This is a genomic window from Microbacterium paraoxydans (assembly GCF_018224615.1).
Lineage (GTDB): Bacteria > Actinomycetota > Actinomycetes > Actinomycetales > Microbacteriaceae > Microbacterium > Microbacterium paraoxydans_B.
The window spans coordinates 757,714-780,339 of the sequence record NZ_JAGTUK010000003.1 but is presented as its reverse complement, the minus strand read 5'-3'; the positions used below and the strand labels follow the sequence as shown (position 1 = coordinate 780,339).

Sequence of the window (22,626 nt, the reverse complement as noted above, 5' to 3'; positions counted from 1 at the left end):
GTGGTTCGCGGCACTCGGTCCACTCCTGATGCTCGCTTCTGTGGCTGACGCTGCCAGGATTCGAAATCAGGATCGGCGCCGCGAGAGAGCCAGGACTGAGTCCGAGTGGCGCACGCTCGAGGAGGCGCTCGAACGTCGGCACGCCGAGGAGCGTGCGCAGCTCGACGCGCGCTGTCCGGACGCCGTCGCCTGCATCGTCGAACCACCGCTTCGTGGGGCGCGCCCGCTGGATGCGCTCACCGAGATCACCGTCGGACGCGGTGCTCGCCGCAGTGCCGTCCTGTGCACGGGCGGCGAGGGCGAGCGCGCGGAGGCGTTCCGCGCGCGGTGTGCCGAGCTCGATGATGCACCGGTGGTGGTGCCGCTCGGGCGGGGCGTGTGCGTGCGCGGACCCGGGCCGATCGCCGATGCCGTGGCTCGTGCCCTCGTCGTGCAGCTCTGCCAGCGCTTCGGTCCGAATCACCTGACGCTTGTCGGCGCGGAGCTTGCTGAGTCCGGCCTTTTCACGATGCCGCACGCACGACGGCGGCCCGGTTCTTTCCGAGTGGGATGGGGAACGGGCAGACGGCCGGCAGTCGACGCTGACGCGGTGATCTGGACACTCGACTCGACCGCCGAGGTACCAGAAGGCATCACGACCGTGATCGACGTCATCGAACCGGCGGCCGCGTCGTTGCGGACACCGGAGGGCGTCTCCCACATCGCGGTCGAGTGCGTCTCGCGCGCGCAGGCGGAAGCGATCTCGTCGGCGACGGCTCGGCCGGACGACAACGACGGCGAGCTGCCGCTCGCTGTGGCGACGGCGGAGCTGACGGCGCTCGAAGTGGGCGACGGGCTCTCCACAGCGATCGGCCGCGATTCGCGGGGCGATGATGTCGTCGTCGACCTGGTCGCGGACGGCCCGCACGCGATCGTCACGGGCATGACCGGCACGGGTAAGAGCGAGTTGCTGGTCACGTGGATCACGTCGATGGCCGCCGTCTACGGGCCCGACCGTGTGACGTTCCTGCTGGCCGACTTCAAGGGCGGTACCGCCTTCGAACCGCTTCGCGACCTCCCGCAGGTCGGCGCTGTCATCACGGACCTCGACGATGGTGATGCCCATCGGGGCGTCTCGAGTCTCCGTGCAGAGATGCGCCGGCGGGAGGCAGTCCTGGCCGGGGCCGGTGCTCGTGACGTGGCCGATGCCGCCCTCCCGCGACTGGTGATCGTGGTCGACGAGTTCGCCGCGCTGCTCCACGAGCATCCCGACCTGGGGGACGTCTTCACCGACATCGCCGCGCGTGGACGAGCTCTGGGGATGCACCTGATCCTCGGGACGCAACGCGCAGCTGGAGTGATCCGCGACGCCTTGGCGGCCAACTGTCCGTTGCGCATCAGCCTGCGGGTCGCGGATGCCGCTGATAGCAGGGCCGTACTCGGCACGGAGGCGGCTTCCGCACTTCCCGGGGGATCCGACGGGCGGGGCTGCGCGCTCGTGCGTCGCCCACAGGACAGGGAGCCGGCGCTGCTTCGAGTGGCACTGACAGGACACAGCGACCTCCGCCGGGTCGCGGCGCGTTGGGCCGACGCCGCGCCGGCGGGTAGCCCGTGGCTGCCGCCGCTGCCGCGACGTGTCGATCTTGTTGACCTCTGGTTGCAGACCAACGGGGCGCACGGGAGCGGTGAAAGCGCAGTCGTGGTCGGCCTGGCCGACGAGCCGGAGCGCCAGAGCCAGCCGCGGGAGCTTCTGCGACCGGGACGCGAACGCGGGCTCACCGTGCTGGGGGCGCCGGGAAGCGGACGCTCCACGGTCGTCCGCACGCTGGCGACGCAGCGACCCGACGCTCTGCTGTTTCCATCCGATCCGGAGCACGCGTTCGACCTTCTTGCGGCATGGGTGAGCGGAGAGGCGCGCATCCCCGAGCTCGTGCTGTGCGATGACATCGACGCGCTGCACGCGGAACTTCCCGTCGACTACGCGCAGGAGTTCGCGCAGCGGTGGGAGCAGGCGCTGCGGCTGTCACCGTCGACGACCTGGGTGCTGACGGCCGTACGCGCGTCGGGTCCGCTGGGACGGGTGCTCGACAGCCTTCCGCGGCGTGCCCTGCTGCGTTCGGCGTCGAGGGTCGAGCACCTCGCGGCGGGCGGTGACATGTCAAGCTTCCACGGCCAGCGGCCGCCCGGTCGCGCTGTGCTGGACGGGCGCGAGGTGCAGTTCGCCTGGGTGGACGAGGGGCCGGAGCGGCCTCGCGCCGTTGCGGTCGAGGAGTGGGCGCCCGTGCGGAGGGTCGCCGCACTGGTCACGGCGGGTGCGGTGGAGACGGTGCAGGCTCTGCGGGCAGCGCGACCGGAGTGGGACGTGCGAGCGGTCGGCTCCGAGGTGCGGACGGCCGACCCATGCGTCCTCGTCGCGGATGCGGACACCTGGCAGCGGCAGTGGTCTCTGTGGCAGGAGATCCGCGCCGAGGGCGAGGTGCTCGTGCGCGCGGAGCGGCCGTCCGACCTGCGGCAGCTCGTGGGCGTCCGCGACCTCCCGCCGTTCGCCAGACCGCACCGCGGACGCGCCTGGTCGGTCGTGGGTGACCGGGCCCCGCGCCGGGTCGTTCTGCCTGGGATGGGCGGGCGGTGAAGGCGGGAGGGTCAGATGCCCGCGCCGGGGCGAACCGTGCCCACCCGCGCGCCCCCGCCCAGCACGTCGAGGGGGAGTGCCTCGGCGAGACCGGCCACATCGGTGTCGCTCAGAGCGCCCGCCCGCGCGAGGAGAGTCGCCGCGACGATGGTCGAGGCGCGCGCAGCTCCATCGAGCATCTTCAGCGCTGTCGTCGTTCCGTTCGGGGCGACCATGACCATGACGCCCTCCGCACCGCCCTTCGTGAAGACGCCGAGGCGCTCGGTCGCGATGGTGTCCGGGCGCCCGGGGCCTTCGACGGTCCACGGGTTCTCGCGCACGGCACGTACGAGGGAACCGGCCACGCGATGAAGCGCGAAGGGGGAGCGGTCGGACGCGGTGCCGATGCGATGGATTCCGCGGGCGAGTCCCGTGAGGGTGATCGCGTGCACCGGCGCGCCGCACCCGTCGATCGAGGTGTGGGCGATCTTCTCGCCGGTCAGGCGCTCGACCACGTCGCGGATGTGCGCTTGAAGGGGGTGCGCGGGGTCGAGGTAGCCGGCGGTGGGCCAGCCGGTCGCAACGCAGGCGCGCAGCATCGCAGCGTGCTTGCCGGAGCAGTTCATGCGCACGCGCGCCTCCTGGCCGTGCTCTCTCACGAGCTCGTCGCGGGTTGCGGAGTCGCTGGGCCACGCGGGCGGGCAGGCCAGATCGTCCTCCGTGAGACCGCCGGCCGTGAGGATGTCGCGCACCACCGCGGCGTGCCGGTCCGTCCCCGTGTGACTCGCTGTCGAAAGGGCGAGCTGCTCGCCCTCCAGAGGGGCACCGGCGGTGATGCACGCCACGGCCTGCAGCGGCTTCAGGCTCGACCGCGGAAGGATGAGGGCGTCGGTGTTGCCGTGTCGCGCGATCACCTCTCCGTCGGGCGACAGCACCACCGCGGCTCCGGCGTGGCGTGACTCGATGAAGCCGCTCCGTTCCACGACAGCGAGCTCGACGGAATCCTGAACGGTGAGTGTCTCCAGCACCCCATCAGCCTAGTGCCGCAGGCCCGGTCCCCTCGGGCCGACGGCGGAGCGTCGCGACGTCGGAGGCGCCTGGCAGACTGAGGCCATGGCAGAGCACTCCGCAGCGCGTTCCCTCGGTGACCACCACTACGCCCTCACCACCACGTGGACGGGCAACTCCGGCACCGGCACCAGTGGGTACCGTGACTACCGCCGCGACGTCACGATCGAGATCGAGGGCAAGCCCGCTCTGCTCGCGTCCTCCGACAAGCCGTTCCGGGGCGACCCCTCCCGCTGGAATCCGGAGGACCTGCTGCTGGCCTCGCTGTCCGAGTGTCACCTGCTGTCGTACCTGCACGCCTGTGTCACCGCCGGCGTCGTCGTGGTCTCCTACCGCGACAGCGCGCGGGGCCTCATGCGCGAGAACGGGGCCGGCGGGGGGTCGTTCGTCGAAGTGACGCTGCACCCCGAGGTCGTCGTGGCGGACCCCTCGATGATCGAGGTGGCGGAGCGCGCACACGCCCAGGCGAACGAGTGGTGCTTCATCGCGAACTCAGTGAACTTCCCGGTGCGCCACGAGGCCACGGTCACCTCGCTCGGTTGACCCCCGCCTCGGCTGCGCGTCCACGATGAGCCCCGGCGTCGCCTGCGCCGCGGGGAGGAGAGGAGTGCGTCCCGTCGGGTGCTCAGCGACGCTCGTGCGGCAGCGCCTGCTTGATCTTCTCGATCGTGCCCTGCGCCGGGGCTTCGTTGTAGGTGCCGGCCAGCTCCTGCCCGGACAGCGCGTGGATCGCCGCCATGATCTCGTCGGTGGCGAGTCGCCGCGCGCGTCCGCTGCTCGCCGGTCCGTGAGGGGAGAGGTCGAGCGGCTCGCCGAACCGCACGGTCACGCGCTCGGACAGGGTCGGCATCTTCGCCCCCACCGGCATGACCTTGTCGGTGCCGATGAGGCCGACCGGCACGACCGGGGCGCCCGTCTGCAGGGCGAGGAAGGCCACGCCCGTGCGGCCCTTGTAGAGGCGGCCGTCGGTGGAGCGGGTTCCCTCGGGGTACAGCGCTACCGCGAGACCCTCTTCGAGCAGCTGTCGCTGCAGGTCGAGAGCGTCGAGCGCCGCCTGACCCGCGCCGCGGCGCACCGGGATCGCACCGATCGCCTCGAAGAAGGTCTTGGTGAGTCGGCCACTGAACCCCGATCCCTCGAAGTAGCTCGACTTCGCGAGGAAGTGCACGGGGCGCGGTGCGGCGACGGGGATGGCGATCGAGTCGATGAACGACAGATGGTTGCTCGCGAAGATGACCGGCCCCGTGGTGGGGACGTTCTCGCGCCCCTCGATCCGGGGACGGTAGATCATGCGGGCGAGCGGGGCGATCAGGCTGCGGCCGAGCGCGTACGTGAAGCCGGCATGGCGGGGCTTCGGGGTGTCCTCTGAGGCGGGTTCGGGTTCGACGGACTGCTCAGAGGTCATCAGAGCAGAATACTCCCGGCCCCATGCCGAGGCGGGAATGAAGACTCTCGCCATACCTCCCAGCGCGGGCAAAGGGCGATGGGGCAGGATGGAGTGTCCCGCCCGCGATCCCGAGGTCTCACTGTGCGCAAGCGTCCGCTCATCGTCCTGTCCACCGTCGCCGCGGCGACCCTGCTGCTGGCCGGGTGCTCCGGCAGCGGTTCGCCGGAGAGCTCGGGCACCCCCGACCCGTCCGCCTCGAGCGGGTGTTTGCTGGACGCGCAGCCGGGCAAGACCTCCAATTCCGTTGAGGTGCAGGGAGAGGGACTCGAAGCCGTCATCAAGGTGCCGGCGGATGCGGCGTTCGCAGACGTGGAGCGAACCGTGATTTCCAAAGGCAGTGGTGAAGAGGTTGTCGCGAATGACCTGGTCGGGGTGAAGTACCAGATCGTCGAGGCTTCAACCGGTGAGGTGATCGACTCGTCGGCACGGAGTGAGAGCGGCGAAACTCCTGTCCTTCTCGATCAGAACAGTGCGTCGCTGTTCATCGCCGCGCTCGAGTGTCAGCCGATCGGGTCGCAGGTTGTTCTCGCGCTTCCCGGCAAGGTGTTCGGTGACGGCGGAACGAACAAGGTCGTGTACGCAGAGGCCGTCGAGCAACTGCCCGAGGTCGCCACCGGAACGCCGGTCGACCCGACGCCCGGCATGCCGACGGTCAAGCTCGACGACAAGGGCAAGCCCAGCATCACGATCCCCGACGGCGATGCGCCGACCGAGACGAAGGTTGCCGTGCTCAAGCAGGGTGACGGTGCCACGGTGGCCTCCGGTGACCTGGTGGTCGTGCAGTACCTGGGCGTGAAGTGGTCCGACGGCAAGGAGTTCGACTCCAGCTGGAGTCGCGATGCCGCCCCGGCGCAGTTCCAGACGACGGGCGTCGTCGCCGGTTTCCAGAAGGCGCTCGAAGGGCAGAAGGTCGGGTCGCAGGTGCTCGTCGTGATGCCCCCGTCCGATGGTTACGGTGCGAGCGAGGGCAATGAGCTCCAGAAGGAGAGCCTCGTGTTCGTGATCGACATCCTCGCCACCACCCCGGTCCAGGCGCAGCAGTAGCGCGGAGGTGACGGCGGCCGTGTCCTAGGCTGGCGTCATGCGTCGCGTCATCGTCCTCGGCTCCACCGGTTCCATCGGCACCCAGGCGCTGGACGTGATCCGTGCGAACCCGCGACGGTTCGAACTGGTCGGCCTGGCCGCCGGGTCCAACCGGGAACTGCTGACCGCGCAGGCAGAGCAGTTCCAGGTGGAGGACACGGCCCTGGGGGCCGCCGAGGCCGAGCAGCTCGTGCGAGATGTCGAGGCCGATGTGGTCCTCAACGCGATCACGGGGTCGATCGGTCTCGGGTCCACGCTCGCGGCGCTCCAGGCGGGCCGCACGCTCGCCCTCGCGAACAAGGAGTCGCTCATCGTGGGCGGCGACCTGGTGTTGGCCGCTGCCGCCCCCGATCAGATCGTCCCCGTCGACTCGGAGCACTCCGCCCTCGCGCAGGCGCTCCGCTCCGGCACTCATGACGAGGTCCGGCGCCTGGTCGTGACCGCTTCGGGCGGGCCCTTCCGCGGGCGCTCACGCGCGGAGCTCACCGAGGTCACGCCGGACCAGGCTCTCGCACACCCGACCTGGAACATGGGCAGGACGGTGACCACGAACTCCGCCACGCTCGTCAACAAGGGGCTCGAGGTCATCGAGGCACATCTGCTGTTCGACGTGCCCTACGACGACATCGAGGTGGTCGTCCACCCGCAGTCGATCGTGCACTCGATGGTCGAGTTCATCGACGGGTCCACGATCGCTCAGGCCTCGCCGCCGGACATGCGCCTGCCGATCTCGCTCGGTCTCGACTGGCCGCACCGCATCGGAGGCGTGGGTCGCCCGCTCGACTGGACCGCCGCGAGCTCGTGGACGTTCGAGCCGCTCGACGGCGAGGCGTTCCCGTCCGTGGCTCTCGCGAAGGCGGTCGGACGTGCGGGGGGCACCTTCCCCGCGGTGTACAACGCCGCGAACGAGCAGGCCGTCGACGCGTTCCACGAGGGGCGCCTGTCGTTCCTCGGCATCGTCGACACGGTCGCCGCAGTCGTCGACGCGCACGAGGCCCCGGAGGCGCTCACGGTGGAGACGCTCGCCGAGGCCGAGGACTGGGCTCGGCGCACGGCCGATCGGCTGATCGCCGCGCACTGAGCCCCGGGCCGTCCGCCGGGTGGTGCAACGACAGCGCCGCACCACCCCGACGGTCAGTCCTCGTCCGGGTAGGGCACGGGCCAGCGCGACTCCGGAACCGGCCAGCCGGCGGCCTTCAGCGCGCGCCGGGACAGTTCGCGGGCCGAGTAGGGGGTGCGGACGCCGCGGATGTCGCGATAGTCCTGGTGCCCGGGACCGGCCCACAGGATGGCGTCGCCTTCGCCCACCAGCCCGACCGCCGCGACGATCGCGGCCTCGGGTGGGGAGTACTCGTGGATCTCGGCGTCCGGTCGTGCACGACGAGCGCCCTCGACCAGCGTCGCGCGGATGGACGCGGGATCCTCGAACCGCGGGTGGTGATCGGTCACCACGAGGATGTCGCTGCCCTCCACGGCCGTGCGCGCCATGTCGAAGCGCTTGCTGGCGTCGCGGTCGCCATCGGCGCCGAACAGCATCAGCACCCTGCCCGGTGTGACCCGGCGCACGGCGGCGAGGGTCTTCTCGAAGGCGTCAGGGGAGTGCCCGAAGTCTACGAACACCGCCGGCCCGCGGTCGCCGGAGACCAGCTGCGTACGTCCGGGGAGATACGCGCGGATGACACCGTCGCGCGTGAGGGCCTCGGTGATCCGCTCCCACGCGTAGCCGCCCTCGAGCAGCATCACGATCGCCAGGGCCGCGTTCGCTGCCATGTGCGGGCCGATCACCGGGACCGTCGTCGTGAGGGTTCCGGCGGGGCCGGTCATCGTGAACGTCGTGCCCGCGGCACGCTCGTCGTCGATGACCACCACCCAGTCCGCCTGCGCGGCTGCGGCGGCGTCGGCGGCGATGGACGGGGTGCCGACCGTGACGACGGGGATCTCGGCGCGCTCGACGACGAGCGGACCGGACGCGGAGTCGAGGCACACCACGCTGCGCGCCGCGCGGTCGGGCCGGAACAGGGGGAGCTTCGCTTCGAAGTACTCCTCCATGTCGGCGTAGTCGTCGAGGTGGTCATGGCTGAGGTTGGTGAAACCGGCGACGTCGAACCGGAGGCCGTCGACGCGGTGCCGCGAGAGGGCCTGGGCGCTCACCTCGACCGCGACCGCCTCGACGTCCCGCTCGCGCATGAGGGCGAGGAGTGCGTGCATCTCGGAGGCCTCGGGTGTGGTGAGCCGCGACACGATCACCTCACCGGCGATGTGGCGCTCGGCGGTCGACGACAGCCCCGTGACGACGCCCATCTGCTCGAGGATGCCCTCCAGGAGGTGCGACACGCTCGTCTTGCCGTTCGTGCCGGTGGTGGCGAACAGCAGCGGCAGAGGATCGTCGGCACCCGTGCCGTAGACCCAGGCGCTCAGGTCGCCGAGCACGGCCCGCGGGTCGTCCACCACGAGGACGGGGAGGCCGGCATCGGCCGCGATCTCGGCGCCGCGCTCGTCGGTGATGACCGCGACCGCGCCCTTCTCGGCGGCCGTCACGGCGAAGTCGGCTCCGTGGCGGTTCACCCCCTGGATCGCGACGAAGGCCTCGCCGGGGCGGAGGTCGGCGGTGGCAAGGGTGATACCGCTGAGGAAGACGCCATCGGCATCGCCGCGTACGGATGCGGCGAATCGGGAGGCCAGTTCGGACAGCTCGCGCCGGGGCGGGTTCGCGGGGCGGAGCACGGGGGGCAGGCTCGGTTGTTGTTCAATCGACATGTCGCCTCCATGATCTCACGGCGCCGCGCGGATGCCGGGCGAACGGTCCGCCGCGCGCCACCGTCGGGGTGCGCGGCGGACCGAGGACTCACGCCCGGCGTCGGTAGGCGAGCACCGCGACCACGAGCGCCGCGGCCCCGGCGAGCAGCCCGCCCGCGCCGAGTGCGATGCCGAGCGGGTCGGCAGCCGTGGCCGCGGTGGTGGCTTCGGGCGTGCTGGACTCCGCGTCACCGTGGGCGCCGTGGTCCTCTCCCGCGCCGTCGGTCACGGTGACGACCGGGGCCGGGGCATCGAGCGCGTGCGGGTCCTCACCTTCCTCGGCGAGCTGCGTCCACTCCGTCGCGCCCTCCACGCACTGCTGCACGACCGGGAAGGCGAGGGTGTCGGGTGTCTTCTCGTCGAGCCCGACCGACATGCTGACGGCTCCGCGGAGATCTGTCGGCACGGGAGTGAGAGCGGTGTACGTCACGGCGCTGACGAGCCCGTCATCGCCGCGCTCGACCTGAATCGTCCAGTCGCCGTCGAGCGTCGGCGCGACCGAGGTGAGCCCTTCGGGCATCGTGATGCGCAGCGCTGTGGTGGGCGAGGTGCCGCAACCGTGCGCGAACGAGAACGTGAGCACCCCGTGGTCGCCCGGAGCGAGCTCGTCGGGACTGACGGACACGTGGGCACCCGCCATCAGAGGCACGGCCAGGGCGAGGGCGACCCCGCCCAGCGTGCCGGTGGCGGCGACGATGGCGCGGCGGGCGCGCGGGCGACGGAGGGTGGTGGTGGTACGGGACATGATTCTCCAGAGATGGTGTGCGAGCGCGCCGGAGCGGCGCGCGAAGGATGGCCGACGTGCGGCCGTGATTCCGTGCGGCCGTTCAGCCGCGTGCGCACACCGGTGGACCGCGCCGCGAGACGGCGGCGGCCATGGCCCGGTCGAGGGGAGGGGAGAGGAGCGGCCGCAGCGGAGACGGGCGGCGGTGACCAGACGTTGCGGTCGGCGAGGCGCGACGCACCAGGGCGCGGAACCACCCGGCCACGGCGCGCACGATGCGCTCGGCGTGCCACACCAGCAGGGTGGTCAGGACGGCCGCCCCGAGGTGGGCGAGCAGCATCGCCGCGTCGAGGGGGCGCACGGAGATGTCGCCGCCCAGCTGTGACAGATCGAAGTGATGCACGTGCGGGCTGATCGTGCCGTCGAGGTCGGCGTCGGCGGTAGGCGAACCGAGCAGCTGGAACAGCAGGTGGAACGCCGCTTGCGCCGCGAGCACGGCAACCGCGACCCGCCACCGGGACCGGCGGAGCCCGAGCAGGACAGCCGTGGGGGCGAGGAACAGCACGGTGACGGCGAGGATCAGCAGCGGGTGGGGTGCGGCGCCGCCCCCGATCGTGTGGGACACCGCGGCGATCAGCGTCGCGCTGGCGGACACGGCTGCCGCGCGCAGGAGTCGCAGCTGCCGGGTGGTCACCAGGCCAGCCTAGCCACGCGGAGCGACCGAGGCGGATTCCTAGGTGCGGGCAGTACCGTGAGCAGGTGGAAATCCTGCTCTATGTGGGCGGCATCCTGTTCATGCTGATCGGCCTCGGCCTTTCGATCGGTCTGCACGAGGTCGGCCATCTCGTCCCCGCGAAGCTCTTCGGCGTGCGCGTCGGCCAGTACATGATCGGCTTCGGTCCGCGCCTGTGGTCGAAGCGGATCGGTGAGACCGAGTACGGATTCAAGCTGCTGCCGCTCGGCGGTTTCATCTCGATGTCGGGCATGTATCCGGCGTCGAAGGGGGAACGGCCGGCGTCCGGCATCTTCCGCACGCTCATCCAGGACGCCCGGTCGGCCAACGACGAGACGATCGCCGAAGGTGCGGAGGACCGCGTGTTCTACAAGCTGCCGGTGTGGAAGCGCGTGATCGTGATGCTCGGCGGTCCGCTGATGAATCTTCTGCTCGCGGTGGTGATCTTCACGGTGCTCGTGAGCGGCATCGGCGTACAGCAGGGAACGACGACCATCGCCGCGGTGAACGAGTGCGTGGTCCCCGCCTCCTCGACCGCCACCGAGTGCACCCCGGACGACCCCGCGTCTCCCGCGGCGGAGGCGGGCGTCCGCCCGGGAGACGTGCTGGTGTCGATCGACGGGCAGCCCGTGTCGACATTCGACCAGGCGACGTCGATCGTCCAGGCATCGCCGGGGAAGACGCTCGAGCTGGTGGTGCGGCGCGACGGAGCGGAGCAGACGCTGAGCCTCACCCCCATCGAGGCGGAGCGCACCATCACGGACGCGAGCGGACGACCCGTGCTCGACGATCAGGGTGACCCGGTCGTGCGAGAGGTCGGGTACGCGGGAATGATCTCGCAGATGGGGTTCGTGCAGCAGCCGTTGAGTGCCGGGCCGGAGCTGGCCGCCGAGAACGTGGCCCGGGTGGCATCACTGATCGTCACCCTCCCGGTGCGGCTCTGGGATGTCGGCGTGTCCCTGGTGACCGGGGGCGAGCGCGACCCGAACGGTCCGCTGAGCGTCGTCGGCGTGGGGCGCCTGGCCGGAGAGGTCGCGGCGACCGATGCCCCGATCCTGAACCGCTTCGCCGTGCTCCTCGGGTTGCTGGGGTCGCTGAACGTGGCGCTCTTCGTGTTCAACCTGATCCCGCTGCTGCCGCTCGACGGCGGTCACATCGTGGTGGCGCTGTGGGAGGGCATCAAGCGCGCGTGGGCGAAGCTCTTTCGCCGCCCGCCTCCCGCGCCGGTGGACGCCACCCGGCTCGTGCCGCTCACGGTCGTCGTGGCGATCCTGCTGATCGGTATGGGCGCGCTGCTGCTGGTCGCCGACCTGTTCAACCCCGTCAAGCTGCTGGGCTGACCGGCCCGCGGTCGTCTCCGGTCACGCGAGGGCGTGCGTGACCAGCCGTTCGAGCGTGCGGATGCCGTCGCGCGACAGGATCGACTCCAGGTGGCCCTGCACGGACGCGAACCCGGGGCCGCGCAGAGCGAACACGTCTCCGGAGACGGGATCCGCCGAGACCTCCGCCGCACCGATCGTCGTGGTGCCCGGGCTGACGCGCGCGGTGAAGGTGTTGTAGAACCCGATGGAGGCGTCTTCGCCGAATACCGGCACCGACTTCTGCAGGCCCTGGTGCGGTGCGTCGAGAGGCACGAGTGCGGCGCCCTGACGATCGGCGAGGATCTGGTGGCTCAGGCACACGGCGAGCAGGGGCGTCGCGGTGTCGAGGCGCCGCGCCACGATGTCCCGCATCCTGGCGATCCGGGGGCTGGCGGCGTCGCGCGGGTCTCCCGGCCCGGGACCGGCGACTACCAGGTCCGCGCCGATCACGGCGTTGTCGGTCACCTCGTCCCAGGGGGCGATCGTCACGTCGAGCCCGAGGTGGCGGAGCTGGTGCGCGAGCATCGTGGTGAAGCGGTCTTCGGCGTCGACCACGAGCGCGGAGCGGCCGGTGAATGGGCCGGTGAAGTCCTCGCCCTGGGGGTTGAGCCAGAACTCGGCGAGCCGGGCGTTGCGGGACGCCAGCAGCGCGGCGATCTCGGGGTCGTCGGCGAGCGCGCGGCGCGCGCCGGGGGCGTCGGCGTCGCTGCGGGCCTCGGCCACGCGGTCACGGTCGATGGCTCCGATGGCACCGAGCACTCCGGCCGCTTTGCCGTGGGTTTCGGAGACCTCGCCGTGCGGATCGGAGTGACGCACGAGCGTGGCGCCGACCGGCACGCTGAGCTCGCCGTCGGCCAGATACACGGTGCGGATGAGAATCGGGGCGTCGAGGTCGTGACCGCCCTCGGCATTGGGGGTGAACAGGGCTGCCACGCCGGAGTAGTACCCGCGCGGCTTGCGCTCGTGGCGGCGGATGACCGCGCACGCGTTCTGCATGGGGGAGCCGGTGACGGTGGGCGCGAACATGGTCTCGCGGAGAACGTCCCTCGGGTCCATGGCGCTTCGCCCGCGCAGCATGTACTCGGTGTGGGTGAGGCGAGACATCTCCTTCAGATGCGGCCCGGTGATCCGGCCGCCGTCTGCGCACACGGCGCTCATCATCTTGAGCTCTTCGTCGACCACCATGAACAGTTCCTCGGTCTCCTTCGTGGAGCCGAGGAAGTCGGCGAGGGTCTCCTTCGTGGAGCCGCCGGCCGGGTGGCGGAAGGTGCCGGAGATCGGGTTCATCGTCACGATTCCGTCGCGCGCGACGACGTGGGCCTCCGGACTGGCGCCGACCGCGATCCGCTCGGGTGTGACGACCGCGAACGTCCAGTACGCGCCGCGCTCGTGGGCGAGCAGGGCACGGAACCATGTGAGGGCGGCCGTGCGGTCGTCGGTGTCGATGCTCGCGGTGTAGTCGCGCCGGATGACGAAGTTCGCGCCCTCGCCGCGACCGATCTCTTCGGAGATGACGGTCTCGACGATCGCGGCGTACTCCTCGTCGGCGATGTCGAAGCCCCCGTCGCGCAGGGGGATGGGGGTGGTGGGGAGGGCGTCGAGCAGGGCGGACGTCGGAAGCTGCAGGTGCTCGTCCACGACGATGCATCGGAGGGGTGCGCCGTCATCCTGCGCGACGAAGCCGCGCTCGCGAACTTGACGGTAGGGGACCAGCGCGAACACCTCGCGGGCCACGCCGTCGACCGTGAGGGGGATGTCGGCGAGCCGGTCGACGTCGACGACCTCTCCGGTGAGCAGTTCCACGGTGTCGGCGCCGTCGCGCGCGATGAGCACGAAGGATGCCGCCGGGTCGGCGCTGAGCTCGGCGAGTCGTGAGAGGGTCATCGATGTCTCCTGTGCAGGGCTCCGGCTCGGCGCAACGAAAAGACCGCCCCGGAGGCGGTCTGGATTCGTGGGAACGCGAACTCACCGCCTAGGAGGCGGGCCACCAGGTGACGTTCGCGCGCATGGGGCGAAACTACCACACCGGGCGCGATCGACCCGCCGCTTCACCGGTGTGGACATCCAGCCCACGTGCACCGCGGCGGCATAGGCTGAGAGGGTGCCAGCTGTGAACCTTGGGATGCCTCGAATCCCCGAAGTCCTCGCCCCGCGCCGCAAGTCCCGCCAGATCAAGGTCGGCAAGGTGCTCGTGGGCGGCGACGCCCCCGTCAGCGTGCAGTCGATGACGACCACCAAGACGACCGACATCAACGGGACGCTGCAGCAGATCGCCGAGCTCACCGCCTCCGGGTGCGAGATCGTGCGCGTCGCCGTGCCGTCCCAGGACGACGCGGATGTGCTCCACATCATCGCGAAGAAGAGCCAGATCCCCGTGATCGCCGACATCCACTTCCAGCCGAAGTACGTGTTCCAGGCGATCGATGCCGGGTGCGCGGCGGTGCGCGTGAACCCGGGCAACATCCGGAAGTTCGACGACCAGGTGGGCGCCATCGCGAAGGCCGCCCAGGACGCCGGGGTCTCGCTGCGGATCGGTGTGAACGCCGGGTCCCTCGACCGCCGTCTGCTGGAGAAGTACGGCAAGGCCACCCCGGAGGCGCTTGTGGAGAGCGCCGTGTGGGAGGCGTCGCTGTTCGAGGAGCACGACTTCCACGACTTCAAGATCTCGGTCAAGCACAACGACCCCGTCGTCATGGTCAAGGCCTATCGGCTTCTCGCTGAGCGGGGCGATTGGCCGCTGCACCTCGGTGTGACCGAGGCCGGACCCGCGTTCCAGGGCACGATCAAGAGCGCGACCGCGTTCGGCATCCTGCTCGGCGAGGGCATCGGCGACACGATTCGCGTCTCGCTGTCGGCCCCGCCCGCAGAGGAGGTCAAGGTCGGCCACCAGATCCTGCAGTCGCTGAACCTGCGCGAGCGCAAGCTCGAGATCGTGTCGTGCCCGTCGTGCGGCCGCGCGCAGGTCGACGTGTACACGCTGGCGGAAGACGTGACCGAGGGTCTCAAAGACATGACGGTGCCGCTCCGCGTGGCGGTCATGGGCTGCGTCGTGAACGGTCCCGGCGAGGCGCGAGAGGCCGACCTGGGCGTCGCCTCCGGCAACGGCAAGGGGCAGATCTTCGTGAAGGGCGAGGTCATCAAGACCGTCCCCGAGGAGGACATCGTCGCCACGCTGATCGAAGAGGCGAATCGCATCGCGGCCGAGATGGGTCCCGACGCGCCGCTCGGTACCGCGCAGGTCGTCACCGCCTGATCGTCGGGCACCGCCCGATCGTCCGTCCCGTCGCTCGCGCGACGCATCCGAGGAGAGCCATGTCGACAGCCACCACCGTCACTTTCCCCGACGGCAGCGTCTCGGGCGAAGGCGTCGTCGATCGCATCGTTCCCGCCGCCGGCGGCACCGTGGTGGTCGTCGACGCGACGCCGTTCCATCCCGTCGACCACACCTGGCCCGATCAGCCGGGCGACCGGGGAACGATCGGCGTCGGGAGCGAGGTCGTCGCGGTGCGTGAGGCCGTCATGGCCGCGATATCGGACGAGGGCGAGTTCGCCGTCGGCGCCGACATCCCCGTCAAGCGCGGAGCCGAGGGGTGGACGTGGCTGGTCGGGCACGTGCTCGACGGTGCGGCGCCCGCCTGGCTCACCGAGGGCTCACGCGTCCGGCTCGCCGTGGACGCGCCGCATCGGTCGGGTCTCAGTCGCGGCCACACCGCGTGCCATGTGGCCTCGCTCGCGCTGGATCTCGCGCTCGCCGACCTGTGGCGCAAGGACCCCGGCGCCGATGCGCTCGGCACCCCCGACTTCGAGGGTCGCGCCAACCAGTCGAGCCGCATCCACGAGGACGGCGCCGTCGACGAGTACCGTCTCGGCAAGAGTCTGCGTCGTGCGGGCTTCGACACCGAGGCTCTCGCGGCCACGCTGAGCGACCGCGAACAGCGGATCAACGAGCAGCTCGAGGCGTGGGTCGCGTCTGCAGCGCCGAGTCGGGTCGAGACCGAGGGCCCCACGATCGTGGACCGCCGTCGCTGGCACTGCGCGTTGCCGCAGGGCGAGGCCGTGATCCTGTGCGGGGGGACGCACGCCCGCTCGCTCGCGGAGTTCTCCGCGATCCGTGTGTCGCTGGAGCTGACGGACCCTCAGCTGCTCGTCATGAGGACGACCGCGACCCCCGCGGCGTGACTCCGCCGGCGACGCTCTCGAACTCCACTTCGCCCTTCGCGATGTCTGCCCTGACCACGCGAACGCGAACGCGATCGCCCGGCTTCACCCCGACCGGCGCGGGTGCGCTCGCGGTCACCGCGGGTTCGGCGAGCTGAATCATCGCGCGCTCGCCACGCAGCTCGACGGCAGTCGCGTCGAGCTCTGCACCGACCAGCGGCGTGAGGAGCGCTGCCTCCACCGCATTGACCGTCGCCGACGCCAAGCGGGAGGCGCGCTGGCCGGACTCCTGCATGAGGGAGGGCAGCTCCCCGAGGGAGTCGCGGGCCCAGTCCGGGACGGGCACCCCGGTCGAGACGGCCAGGCAGATCGTCAGGGACCAGCGGTCGACGAGACGGCGCAGAGGCGCGGTCGCGTGTGCGTACGGTGCCGCGATGGCCGCTTGCACGGCGTCGGCCGGTGCGGTGCCGTCGAACACCAGATAGCCCGCTCCCCGGAACAGCGAGGACGCGGCTTCGAGCACCGGCAGGGTGAGCGGGTCTTCCCGGTCGAGACTGCGCAGGAACTCGCCGTAGGTCCCGGCGGTCCACGGGCGCCCGAGCGCGACGGTCTGCAGGCGGAACGTCTCGAAGGCGGCGTCGTCGGGCTCCGGCATCGTGCGCAGGATCCCGACCCGCGCGTCGAGCATCAGGCGTGCGGCCGCCATGCCGGTCATGAGTGACAGCTGCGCGTTCGCCTCCTCGATCGGCAGTGGACTCCGGCGCTCGATCGCGTAGCTGCCGTCTTCCGCGCGGACGACGTCCTCATCGGGCAGGTTGAGGCTGGCGCCGCCGCGCTGGCGTTCCAGGTCGAGCCGGAGGGCGCCGATCTCCGGGAGCAGCGCCGCCGGTCCGCCCTCCCCACGGTCGAGGGCCGTCTGCGCGGTCGCGTAGTCGAGCTGCGCGCGCGATCGAATGAGCGCCCGCTCGAGCCGGAAGTCGCCGACCTCGCCCGACTCGTCCAGGGCGAACGTCCACACCAGTGCGGGGCGGTCCGTGCCGGCGAGGAGGGAGGCCCGGTCCTCGCTGAGCACCGGCGGATGCAGTGGGATCGTGCCATCGGCGGCGTAGAGGGTCTGGCCGCGGCGCCGGGCTTCCGCATCCACGGCGCCGCCGGGCGTGACGAACCCGGGGACGTCCGCGATCGCGTAGCGCACGGTGTACCCCGCCGTCGTGCGTTCGAGGTGGAAGGCCTGATCGAGGTCGCGCGAACCCGCGGGGTCGAGAGTCGCGAACGGGATGTCTCGCAGGTCGAGCTCCGGTGCGGAACCGGTCGCGCGCTCGGCCTCGGCGACGACATCGGGTGGGAACACGGTCGGCGCGTCGAGAGTGTCGCGCAGCTCGGCGAGCGTGGCGGCGAGCTCGGTCTGGGCGGCGGACGGAGCGACATGGGACCGGCGCTGAGGCATGGATCCCACCCTAGGTGCGGCCGGCGGCGATCTCTCGGAAGTGGCCCCCGGGTCCGAGGCGGGCGTTAGCGTGGGGGCATGACCACTGCTGCGAAGGCCCAGACCCTTGTCGGACTCTATGACGCGCCGGAGATCCTGCGCGTGGTGAACGTGTGGGATGTCGTGTCGGCACGCGCGGTCGCCGCTCTGCCGGAGACGAAGGCGATCGCGACGGCAGGCCACGGCATCGCCGCCACGTTCGGCTACGACGACGGCGCCACTCCGCGCGAGCTCATGATCGACATGGTGGGCAGGATCGCCGCTGCCGTGTCCGTTCCCGTGACCGCCGATCTGGACGATGGCTACGGCGACGCGGGTGAGACGACGCGGCTCGCAATCGCCGCGGGTGTGGCCGGCGCGAACGTGGAAGACCGCCTCAAGCCTCTCGACGAGTCGGTCGCCGCGGTCGAGGCGATCGTGAAGGCGGCCGAGGCGGAGGGCGTGCCGTTCGCGCTCAACGCCCGCACCGACGCCTTCGTGCGGGCGGGATCGCGTCCCGTGCAGGAGAGCATCGCTGACGCGATCCAGCGCGGACGGGCCTACCTCGATGCCGGGGCGACGGCCGTGTTCGTGCCCGGCATCCTCGACGCGAACGTCACCCGCCAGCTCGTCGAGGGCATCGGCGAGCGCAAGGTGAGCGTGATCGGCATCCCGGGCGCGCTCGCCGCCTCCGAGTACGAGAAGCTCGGCGTCGCGCGGATCTCCTATGGTCCGCTGCCGCAGCGGGTCGCCCTCACCGCTCTCCAGGAACTCGCCGAGAGCCTGTACGCGGGCGGCGTCGTCCCGCAGGGCCTGCCTGCACTGAACTGACGGGACGGGAGGGGTGACCACGGCTCACTACACTTGAGCCGTGGTCACTCGTCTCTCGAACTTCTTCCTCCGTACTCTCCGTGAAGACCCTGCCGGTGCAGAGGTCGCCAGTCACAAGCTGCTGATCCGCGCCGGGTACATCCGACCGCAGGCCGCGGGGATCTTCGCGTGGCTGCCGCTCGGACTCCGGGTGAAGGCGAAGATCGAGACCGTCATCCGCGAGGAGATGGCGGCCGCGGGTGCGCAGGAGGTGCACTTCCCGGCACTCATGCCGCGCGAGGCCTACGAGGCGACGGGTCGCTGGGAGGAGTACGGCGACCTGCTGTTCCGTCTGCAGGATCGCAAGGGCGGCGACTATCTGCTCGCGCCCACGCATGAAGAGGCCTTCACCCTGCTGGTGAAGGACCTCTACTCGTCCTACAAGGATCTGCCGCTGACGATCTACCAGATCCAGGACAAGTACCGCGACGAGGCCCGGCCGCGCGCGGGCCTGCTGCGCGGACGCGAGTTCACGATGAAGGACGCGTACTCCTTCGACGCCTCGGATGAGGGGCTCGACGCCAGCTACCAGGCGCAGCGCGACGCCTACGAGCGGATCTTCCAGCGCCTCGGCCTCGAGTACGTGATCGTGCAGGCGGATGCCGGGGCGATGGGAGGGTCGCGCAGCGAGGAGTTCCTCCACCCCACGCCGGTCGGCGAGGACACGTTCGTGCGCAGCGCCGGAGGTTATGCGGCGAACGTCGAGGCGTTCACGACCGAGGTGCCCGCGCCCGTGCCCTTCGACGCCGATGCGGCCCCGGTCATCTTCGACTCGCCCGACACTCCCACGATCGAGACACTCGTGGCTCACTGCAACCGCGAGTTGGACGGGGAGTACACCGCGGCGGACACGCTCAAGAACGTGGTGCTCGCGCTGAAGCACCTCGACGGCACCCGAGAGATCGTGATCGTCGGAATCCCCGGCGACCGCGAAGTGGACGAGAAGCGCGCCGAGGTGGCGTTCGCTCCCGCCGAGGTCGAGACCGCGACCGCCGACGACTTCGAGAACCACCCTCTCCTGGTCAAGGGCTACATCGGTCCCTGGTCGCCCACCGGCGCGGTGCTGGGGGAGGAGTCGGCCACCGGCATCCGGTACCTGGTCGACCCGCGCGTGAGCGAGGGCACGAGCTGGATCACCGGCGCGAACGTCGACCAGAAGCACGCCCACTCGGTGGTGATGGGCCGCGACTTCGCGGCCGACGGCATCGTCGAGATCGCGAACGTGCGTGCGGGCGACCCCGCGCCCGACGGTTCCGGCCCGGTCGAACTCGCCCGTGGCATGGAGATCGGACACGTCTTCCAGCTCGGCCGCAAGTACGCCGAGGCGCTCGGCCTCAAGGTGCTGAACGAGAACGGCAAGCTCGTGACCGTGACGATGGGCTCGTACGGCATCGGCGTCACGCGGATTCTCGCGATCATCGCGGAGCTCAACAACGACGACAAGGGGCTGATCTGGCCCGCGTCCGTCTCACCGTTCGACGTGCAGGTGGTGGCCGCGGGCCGCGACCAGGTGGCGTTCGAGGTGGCGGAGGGCGTCGCCGCGCAGCTGGAGAGCGCCGGGCTCGACGTGCTGTACGACGACCGTCCGAAGGTGTCGCCCGGCGTCAAGTTCGGTGATGCCGAGCTCGTCGGGGTACCGCGCATCCTGATCGTCGGCCGCGGTGCCGCCGAGGGACAGGTCGAGCTGTGGGACCGCCGGAGCGGGGATCGCGACGCGCTGTCGGTCGAGGAGGCGGTCGCGCGGCTGACGTCGTCACGCTGACCGGGTGGGGTCGCCTGGACGGGTGAGGTCGCGCCGCGCGGACGGCGTTGCGGAGCCCGATCCCGCAACGCCGTGACACGCTGGACCCATGACCGATCAGCCTCTGCCCTCTGCGCTCACGACCGAGATCAACGCCGTCCTGGATGAGGCTGGCGTGCACACGGATCGGCGTCTGGTGATGCGGATGCTCCGAACCGCGCTGCAGCTGGGGGAGGACGGCACGGACCGGCTGGATCTCAAGATCGCTTCGGCCGCGCTGGCGGAGATGCGTGACGCGTTCCGCCTGTTCGCGCCGTTCCGGGGCGTGCCGAAGGTGACGGTGTTCGGTTCTGCGCGCACGCGCCACGACGATCCGCTGTACGTGCAGGCGCGCGATGTGGCCGCGGCGCTCGCGCACGACGGGTGGATGGTGGTCACCGGTGCCGGTCCGGGGATCATGCAGGCTGCGGCGGAGGGGGCCGGTCCCGCGCTGTCGCTCGGGGTATCGATCCGGCTGCCCTTCGAGGAGAAGGCCAATGCGGTCGTGACCGGCCAGGATCAGGTGGTCGCGATGAAGTACTTCTTCACCCGCAAGCTCATGTTGATCAAGGAGTCCAGCGGGTTCCTCTGCCTTCCGGGCGGCTTCGGGACGCTCGACGAGATGTTCGAGCTGCTCACCCTCCAGCAGACCGGCAAGGCCGAGCCGACGCCCATCGTGCTGCTCGACGAGAAGGGTGGGTCGTTCTGGCAGGGGATGCGGCGCTTCATCGACGAGCATCTCGCTCCCATGGGCGTGATCTCGGAGGGCGACTTCGATCGTGTCGTGATCACCGATTCGGTGGAGGCGGCTCGCGCGGAGATCACCGGGTTCTGGCGGAACTACGATTCGCTGCGCTGGGTGGGGGATGCCCTGGTGCTCCGCCTGCGCGCGGAGCCGAGCGATGAGGAGATCGCCGAGCTCAACGAGTCGTTCGGCGCCATGCTGTCGTCCGGAGCCATCGAGCGCACGGCGCCGCTGTCGCCCGAGGTGGCGGACGACGATCGGCTCGAGCTCCCGCGTCTCGTGCTGCACCTGGATCAGCGGCAGGTCGGAAATCTGTTCCGGCTCATCGGAGCGATCAACGCACTGCCGTCCGCGCCCGCGGCCTGAGCGACGTCTCTCCCGCGTGGCCGGAGGGTCTGACGCACGGTATCGTTGTACGGATGTCGCGCGTGCGTTCGGGCGCGACGAGAGCTGAATAGGGAGGCCGTCATGGACATCGAACTGAGTCTGCTGCGAGGGATCGAGAAGGAGAAGGCGATCCCGTTCGACGAACTCGTCGCGATCATCGAGCAGGCGATCCTGACCGCGTACTCCAAGCACGTCTCCTCGGAGGGCACGACGCCGGAGGGCGTGCGCGTCGAACTGGACCGCACCACCGGGCACGTCGCCGTGCTGCAGGTCGTGCGCGATGACGAGGGCGCGGTGATCGGCGAGGAGGATGCGACGCCGGACGACTTCGGCCGCATCGCCGCCTTCGCCGCCAAGCAGGTCATCAGCCAGCGCCTGCGCGACATCGCCGACGACGCCGTGCTGGGTGAGTTCAAGGGCCGTGAGGGTGACATCGTCGCCGGCGTCATCCAGCAGGGACCGAACCCGCGCATGATCCACGTCGACCTCGGCTCGGTCGAGGCCATCCTCCCGCCCGAGGAGCAGGTGCCCGGCGAGGACTATGCGCACGGCTCGCGGCTGCGCGTGTACGTCACGAGCGTCGCCAAGGGGCTCAAGGGCCCGCAGATCACCGTGTCGCGCACGCACCCTGGCCTCGTCCGCAAGCTGTTCGCGCTCGAGGTGCCGGAGATCGCGGCGGGCCTGGTCGAGATCGTCTCGCTCGCTCGGGAAGCCGGCCACCGCACGAAGATCGCGGTGCGGGCGAACGACCCCTCGATCAACGCGAAGGGCGCCTGCATCGGTGAGCTCGGGCGCCGCGTGCGGGCCGTCACGGAGGAGCTGTCCGGCGAGAAGATCGACATCGTCGATCACGACCCGGACCTCGCGACCTTCGTCGCCCACGCGCTGTCCCCGGCCAAGGTCACCAGCTCGTTCGTGCTCGACGCCAGCACGAAGGCGGTCAGGGCGCTGGTGCCCGACTACCAGCTCTCGCTCGCGATCGGCAAGGAGGGGCAGAACGCCCGACTGGCCGCCAAGCTCACGGGCGCCAAGATCGACATCCAGCCGGACAGCGTCCTCGACTGACCGATCAGCGCGCTCGCCACGCCCGCGGGCGGGCGAGCGCGGACGGAACGCAGGTGTAAGATGGAACCCGTACGAATGTGCGTCGGCTGTCGCACGCGTGCTCCCCGCTCCGCCCTGCTCAGGGTGGTGTCCCAGAACAACACCCTCGTCCTCGATGAGCGTGCCGTGCTGCCGGGGCGTGGCGCGTGGCTGCATCCCACACAGGAATGCATGGATGCCGCCCTGCGGCGACGCGCTTTCGGACGAGCACTCCGTGTGTCCGCCACGCTGGACACGCAGACCATCGAACAGCATCCGCTGAGAACCAAAGGCTGAACGGCTATGGAAACAAAGTGAACGGCTCGAAATGAGACC

Annotated in this window: 19 protein-coding genes; 12 read left to right on the top strand and 7 right to left on the bottom strand. The window is 70.6% G+C overall.

Annotated elements, in window-relative coordinates:
• The first annotated feature begins 40 nt into the window (after positions 1-40).
• Entirely contained in the window at positions 41-2,611 is a 2,571-nt protein-coding gene (locus KE274_RS13955; RefSeq protein ID WP_211544709.1) for an FtsK/SpoIIIE domain-containing protein, read from the top strand.
• Positions 2,612-2,622: 11 nt separating this feature from the next.
• Here KE274_RS13955 and KE274_RS13950 read toward each other — a convergent pair whose 3' ends face one another.
• Entirely contained in the window at positions 2,623-3,618 is a 996-nt protein-coding gene (locus KE274_RS13950) for an asparaginase (RefSeq protein ID WP_211544707.1), read from the bottom strand.
• Between the two features lie 85 nt (positions 3,619-3,703).
• Between KE274_RS13950 and KE274_RS13945 the strand changes: the two genes are divergently transcribed.
• Positions 3,704-4,201: an OsmC family protein gene (locus KE274_RS13945; RefSeq protein ID WP_211544704.1), complete on the top strand. Its 498-nt coding sequence runs from the start codon at positions 3,704-3,706 to the stop codon at positions 4,199-4,201.
• A gap of 82 nt (positions 4,202-4,283) precedes the next feature.
• Here the strand turns inward: KE274_RS13945 and KE274_RS13940 are convergent, their stop codons facing one another.
• Positions 4,284-5,063, bottom strand: coding sequence for a lysophospholipid acyltransferase family protein (locus tag KE274_RS13940; RefSeq protein WP_211544701.1), 780 nt, complete (start codon positions 5,061-5,063; stop codon positions 4,284-4,286).
• Positions 5,064-5,186: 123 nt separating this feature from the next.
• Between KE274_RS13940 and KE274_RS13935 the strand changes: the two genes are divergently transcribed.
• Complete coding sequence (locus tag KE274_RS13935; protein ID WP_211544700.1) at positions 5,187-6,149, top strand: FKBP-type peptidyl-prolyl cis-trans isomerase; 963 nt, start codon at positions 5,187-5,189, stop codon at positions 6,147-6,149.
• 37 nt (positions 6,150-6,186) lie between these two features.
• Positions 6,187-7,269, top strand: a complete 1,083-nt coding sequence (gene dxr, locus KE274_RS13930) for a 1-deoxy-D-xylulose-5-phosphate reductoisomerase (protein ID WP_211544699.1) — start codon at positions 6,187-6,189, stop codon at positions 7,267-7,269.
• Positions 7,270-7,322: 53 nt separating this feature from the next.
• Here the strand turns inward: dxr and KE274_RS13925 are convergent, their stop codons facing one another.
• From KE274_RS13925 to KE274_RS13915, 3 genes are all read right to left on the bottom strand, one after another.
• Positions 7,323-8,945 carry a Mur ligase family protein gene (locus KE274_RS13925; RefSeq protein WP_211544697.1) on the bottom strand — a complete coding sequence of 541 codons (1,623 nt, stop codon included), beginning with the start codon at positions 8,943-8,945 and terminating at the stop codon, positions 7,323-7,325.
• Positions 8,946-9,033: 88 nt separating this feature from the next.
• On the bottom strand, positions 9,034-9,729 hold the full coding sequence (locus KE274_RS13920; RefSeq protein ID WP_211544696.1) for a YcnI family copper-binding membrane protein: 696 nt from the start codon (positions 9,727-9,729) through the stop codon (positions 9,034-9,036).
• A gap of 82 nt (positions 9,730-9,811) precedes the next feature.
• Complete coding sequence (locus tag KE274_RS13915; protein WP_211544695.1) at positions 9,812-10,402, bottom strand: hypothetical protein; 591 nt, start codon at positions 10,400-10,402, stop codon at positions 9,812-9,814.
• Between the two features lie 65 nt (positions 10,403-10,467).
• Between KE274_RS13915 and KE274_RS13910 the strand changes: the two genes are divergently transcribed.
• Positions 10,468-11,781, top strand: coding sequence for a M50 family metallopeptidase (locus KE274_RS13910; RefSeq protein WP_211544694.1), 1,314 nt, complete (start codon positions 10,468-10,470; stop codon positions 11,779-11,781).
• Between the two features lie 21 nt (positions 11,782-11,802).
• Here KE274_RS13910 and KE274_RS13905 read toward each other — a convergent pair whose 3' ends face one another.
• The gene (locus KE274_RS13905; RefSeq protein WP_211544692.1) at positions 11,803-13,686 is read right to left on the bottom strand and encodes an anthranilate synthase family protein; all 1,884 of its coding nucleotides are present in this window, start codon (positions 13,684-13,686) and stop codon (positions 11,803-11,805) included.
• A gap of 217 nt (positions 13,687-13,903) precedes the next feature.
• On the opposite strand from KE274_RS13905, the gene ispG reads away from it, so the two are divergent.
• On the top strand, positions 13,904-15,055 hold the full coding sequence (gene ispG / locus KE274_RS13900) for a flavodoxin-dependent (E)-4-hydroxy-3-methylbut-2-enyl-diphosphate synthase (protein WP_205812722.1): 1,152 nt from the start codon (positions 13,904-13,906) through the stop codon (positions 15,053-15,055).
• 59 nt (positions 15,056-15,114) lie between these two features.
• Positions 15,115-15,981: a hypothetical protein gene (locus KE274_RS13895; RefSeq protein ID WP_211544690.1), complete on the top strand. Its 867-nt coding sequence runs from the start codon at positions 15,115-15,117 to the stop codon at positions 15,979-15,981.
• Here the strand turns inward: KE274_RS13895 and KE274_RS13890 are convergent.
• Positions 15,950-17,407, bottom strand: a complete 1,458-nt coding sequence (locus tag KE274_RS13890) for an RNB domain-containing ribonuclease (RefSeq protein ID WP_211544688.1) — start codon at positions 17,405-17,407, stop codon at positions 15,950-15,952. The two genes, KE274_RS13895 and KE274_RS13890, sit on opposite strands and share 32 nt — an antisense overlap.
• A 78-nt stretch (positions 17,408-17,485) precedes the next feature.
• Between KE274_RS13890 and KE274_RS13885 the strand changes: the two genes are divergently transcribed.
• The 5 genes from KE274_RS13885 (at position 17,486) to KE274_RS13865 (ending at position 22,587) form a co-directional block, all read left to right on the top strand.
• Entirely contained in the window at positions 17,486-18,256 is a 771-nt protein-coding gene (locus KE274_RS13885) for an isocitrate lyase/PEP mutase family protein (RefSeq protein ID WP_211544686.1), read from the top strand.
• A 40-nt stretch (positions 18,257-18,296) separates the two neighbouring features.
• Positions 18,297-20,057, top strand: coding sequence for a proline--tRNA ligase (locus KE274_RS13880; protein WP_211544682.1), 1,761 nt, complete (start codon positions 18,297-18,299; stop codon positions 20,055-20,057).
• Positions 20,058-20,145: 88 nt separating this feature from the next.
• The gene (locus KE274_RS13875) at positions 20,146-21,186 is read left to right on the top strand and encodes a TIGR00730 family Rossman fold protein (protein ID WP_211544681.1); all 1,041 of its coding nucleotides are present in this window, start codon (positions 20,146-20,148) and stop codon (positions 21,184-21,186) included.
• A 102-nt stretch (positions 21,187-21,288) separates the two neighbouring features.
• Positions 21,289-22,272 carry a transcription termination factor NusA gene (gene nusA / locus KE274_RS13870; RefSeq protein ID WP_211544680.1) on the top strand — a complete coding sequence of 328 codons (984 nt, stop codon included), beginning with the start codon at positions 21,289-21,291 and terminating at the stop codon, positions 22,270-22,272.
• A gap of 60 nt (positions 22,273-22,332) precedes the next feature.
• Entirely contained in the window at positions 22,333-22,587 is a 255-nt protein-coding gene (locus KE274_RS13865; RefSeq protein WP_211544678.1) for a YlxR family protein, read from the top strand.
• The last annotated feature ends 39 nt before the right edge of the window (positions 22,588-22,626 follow it).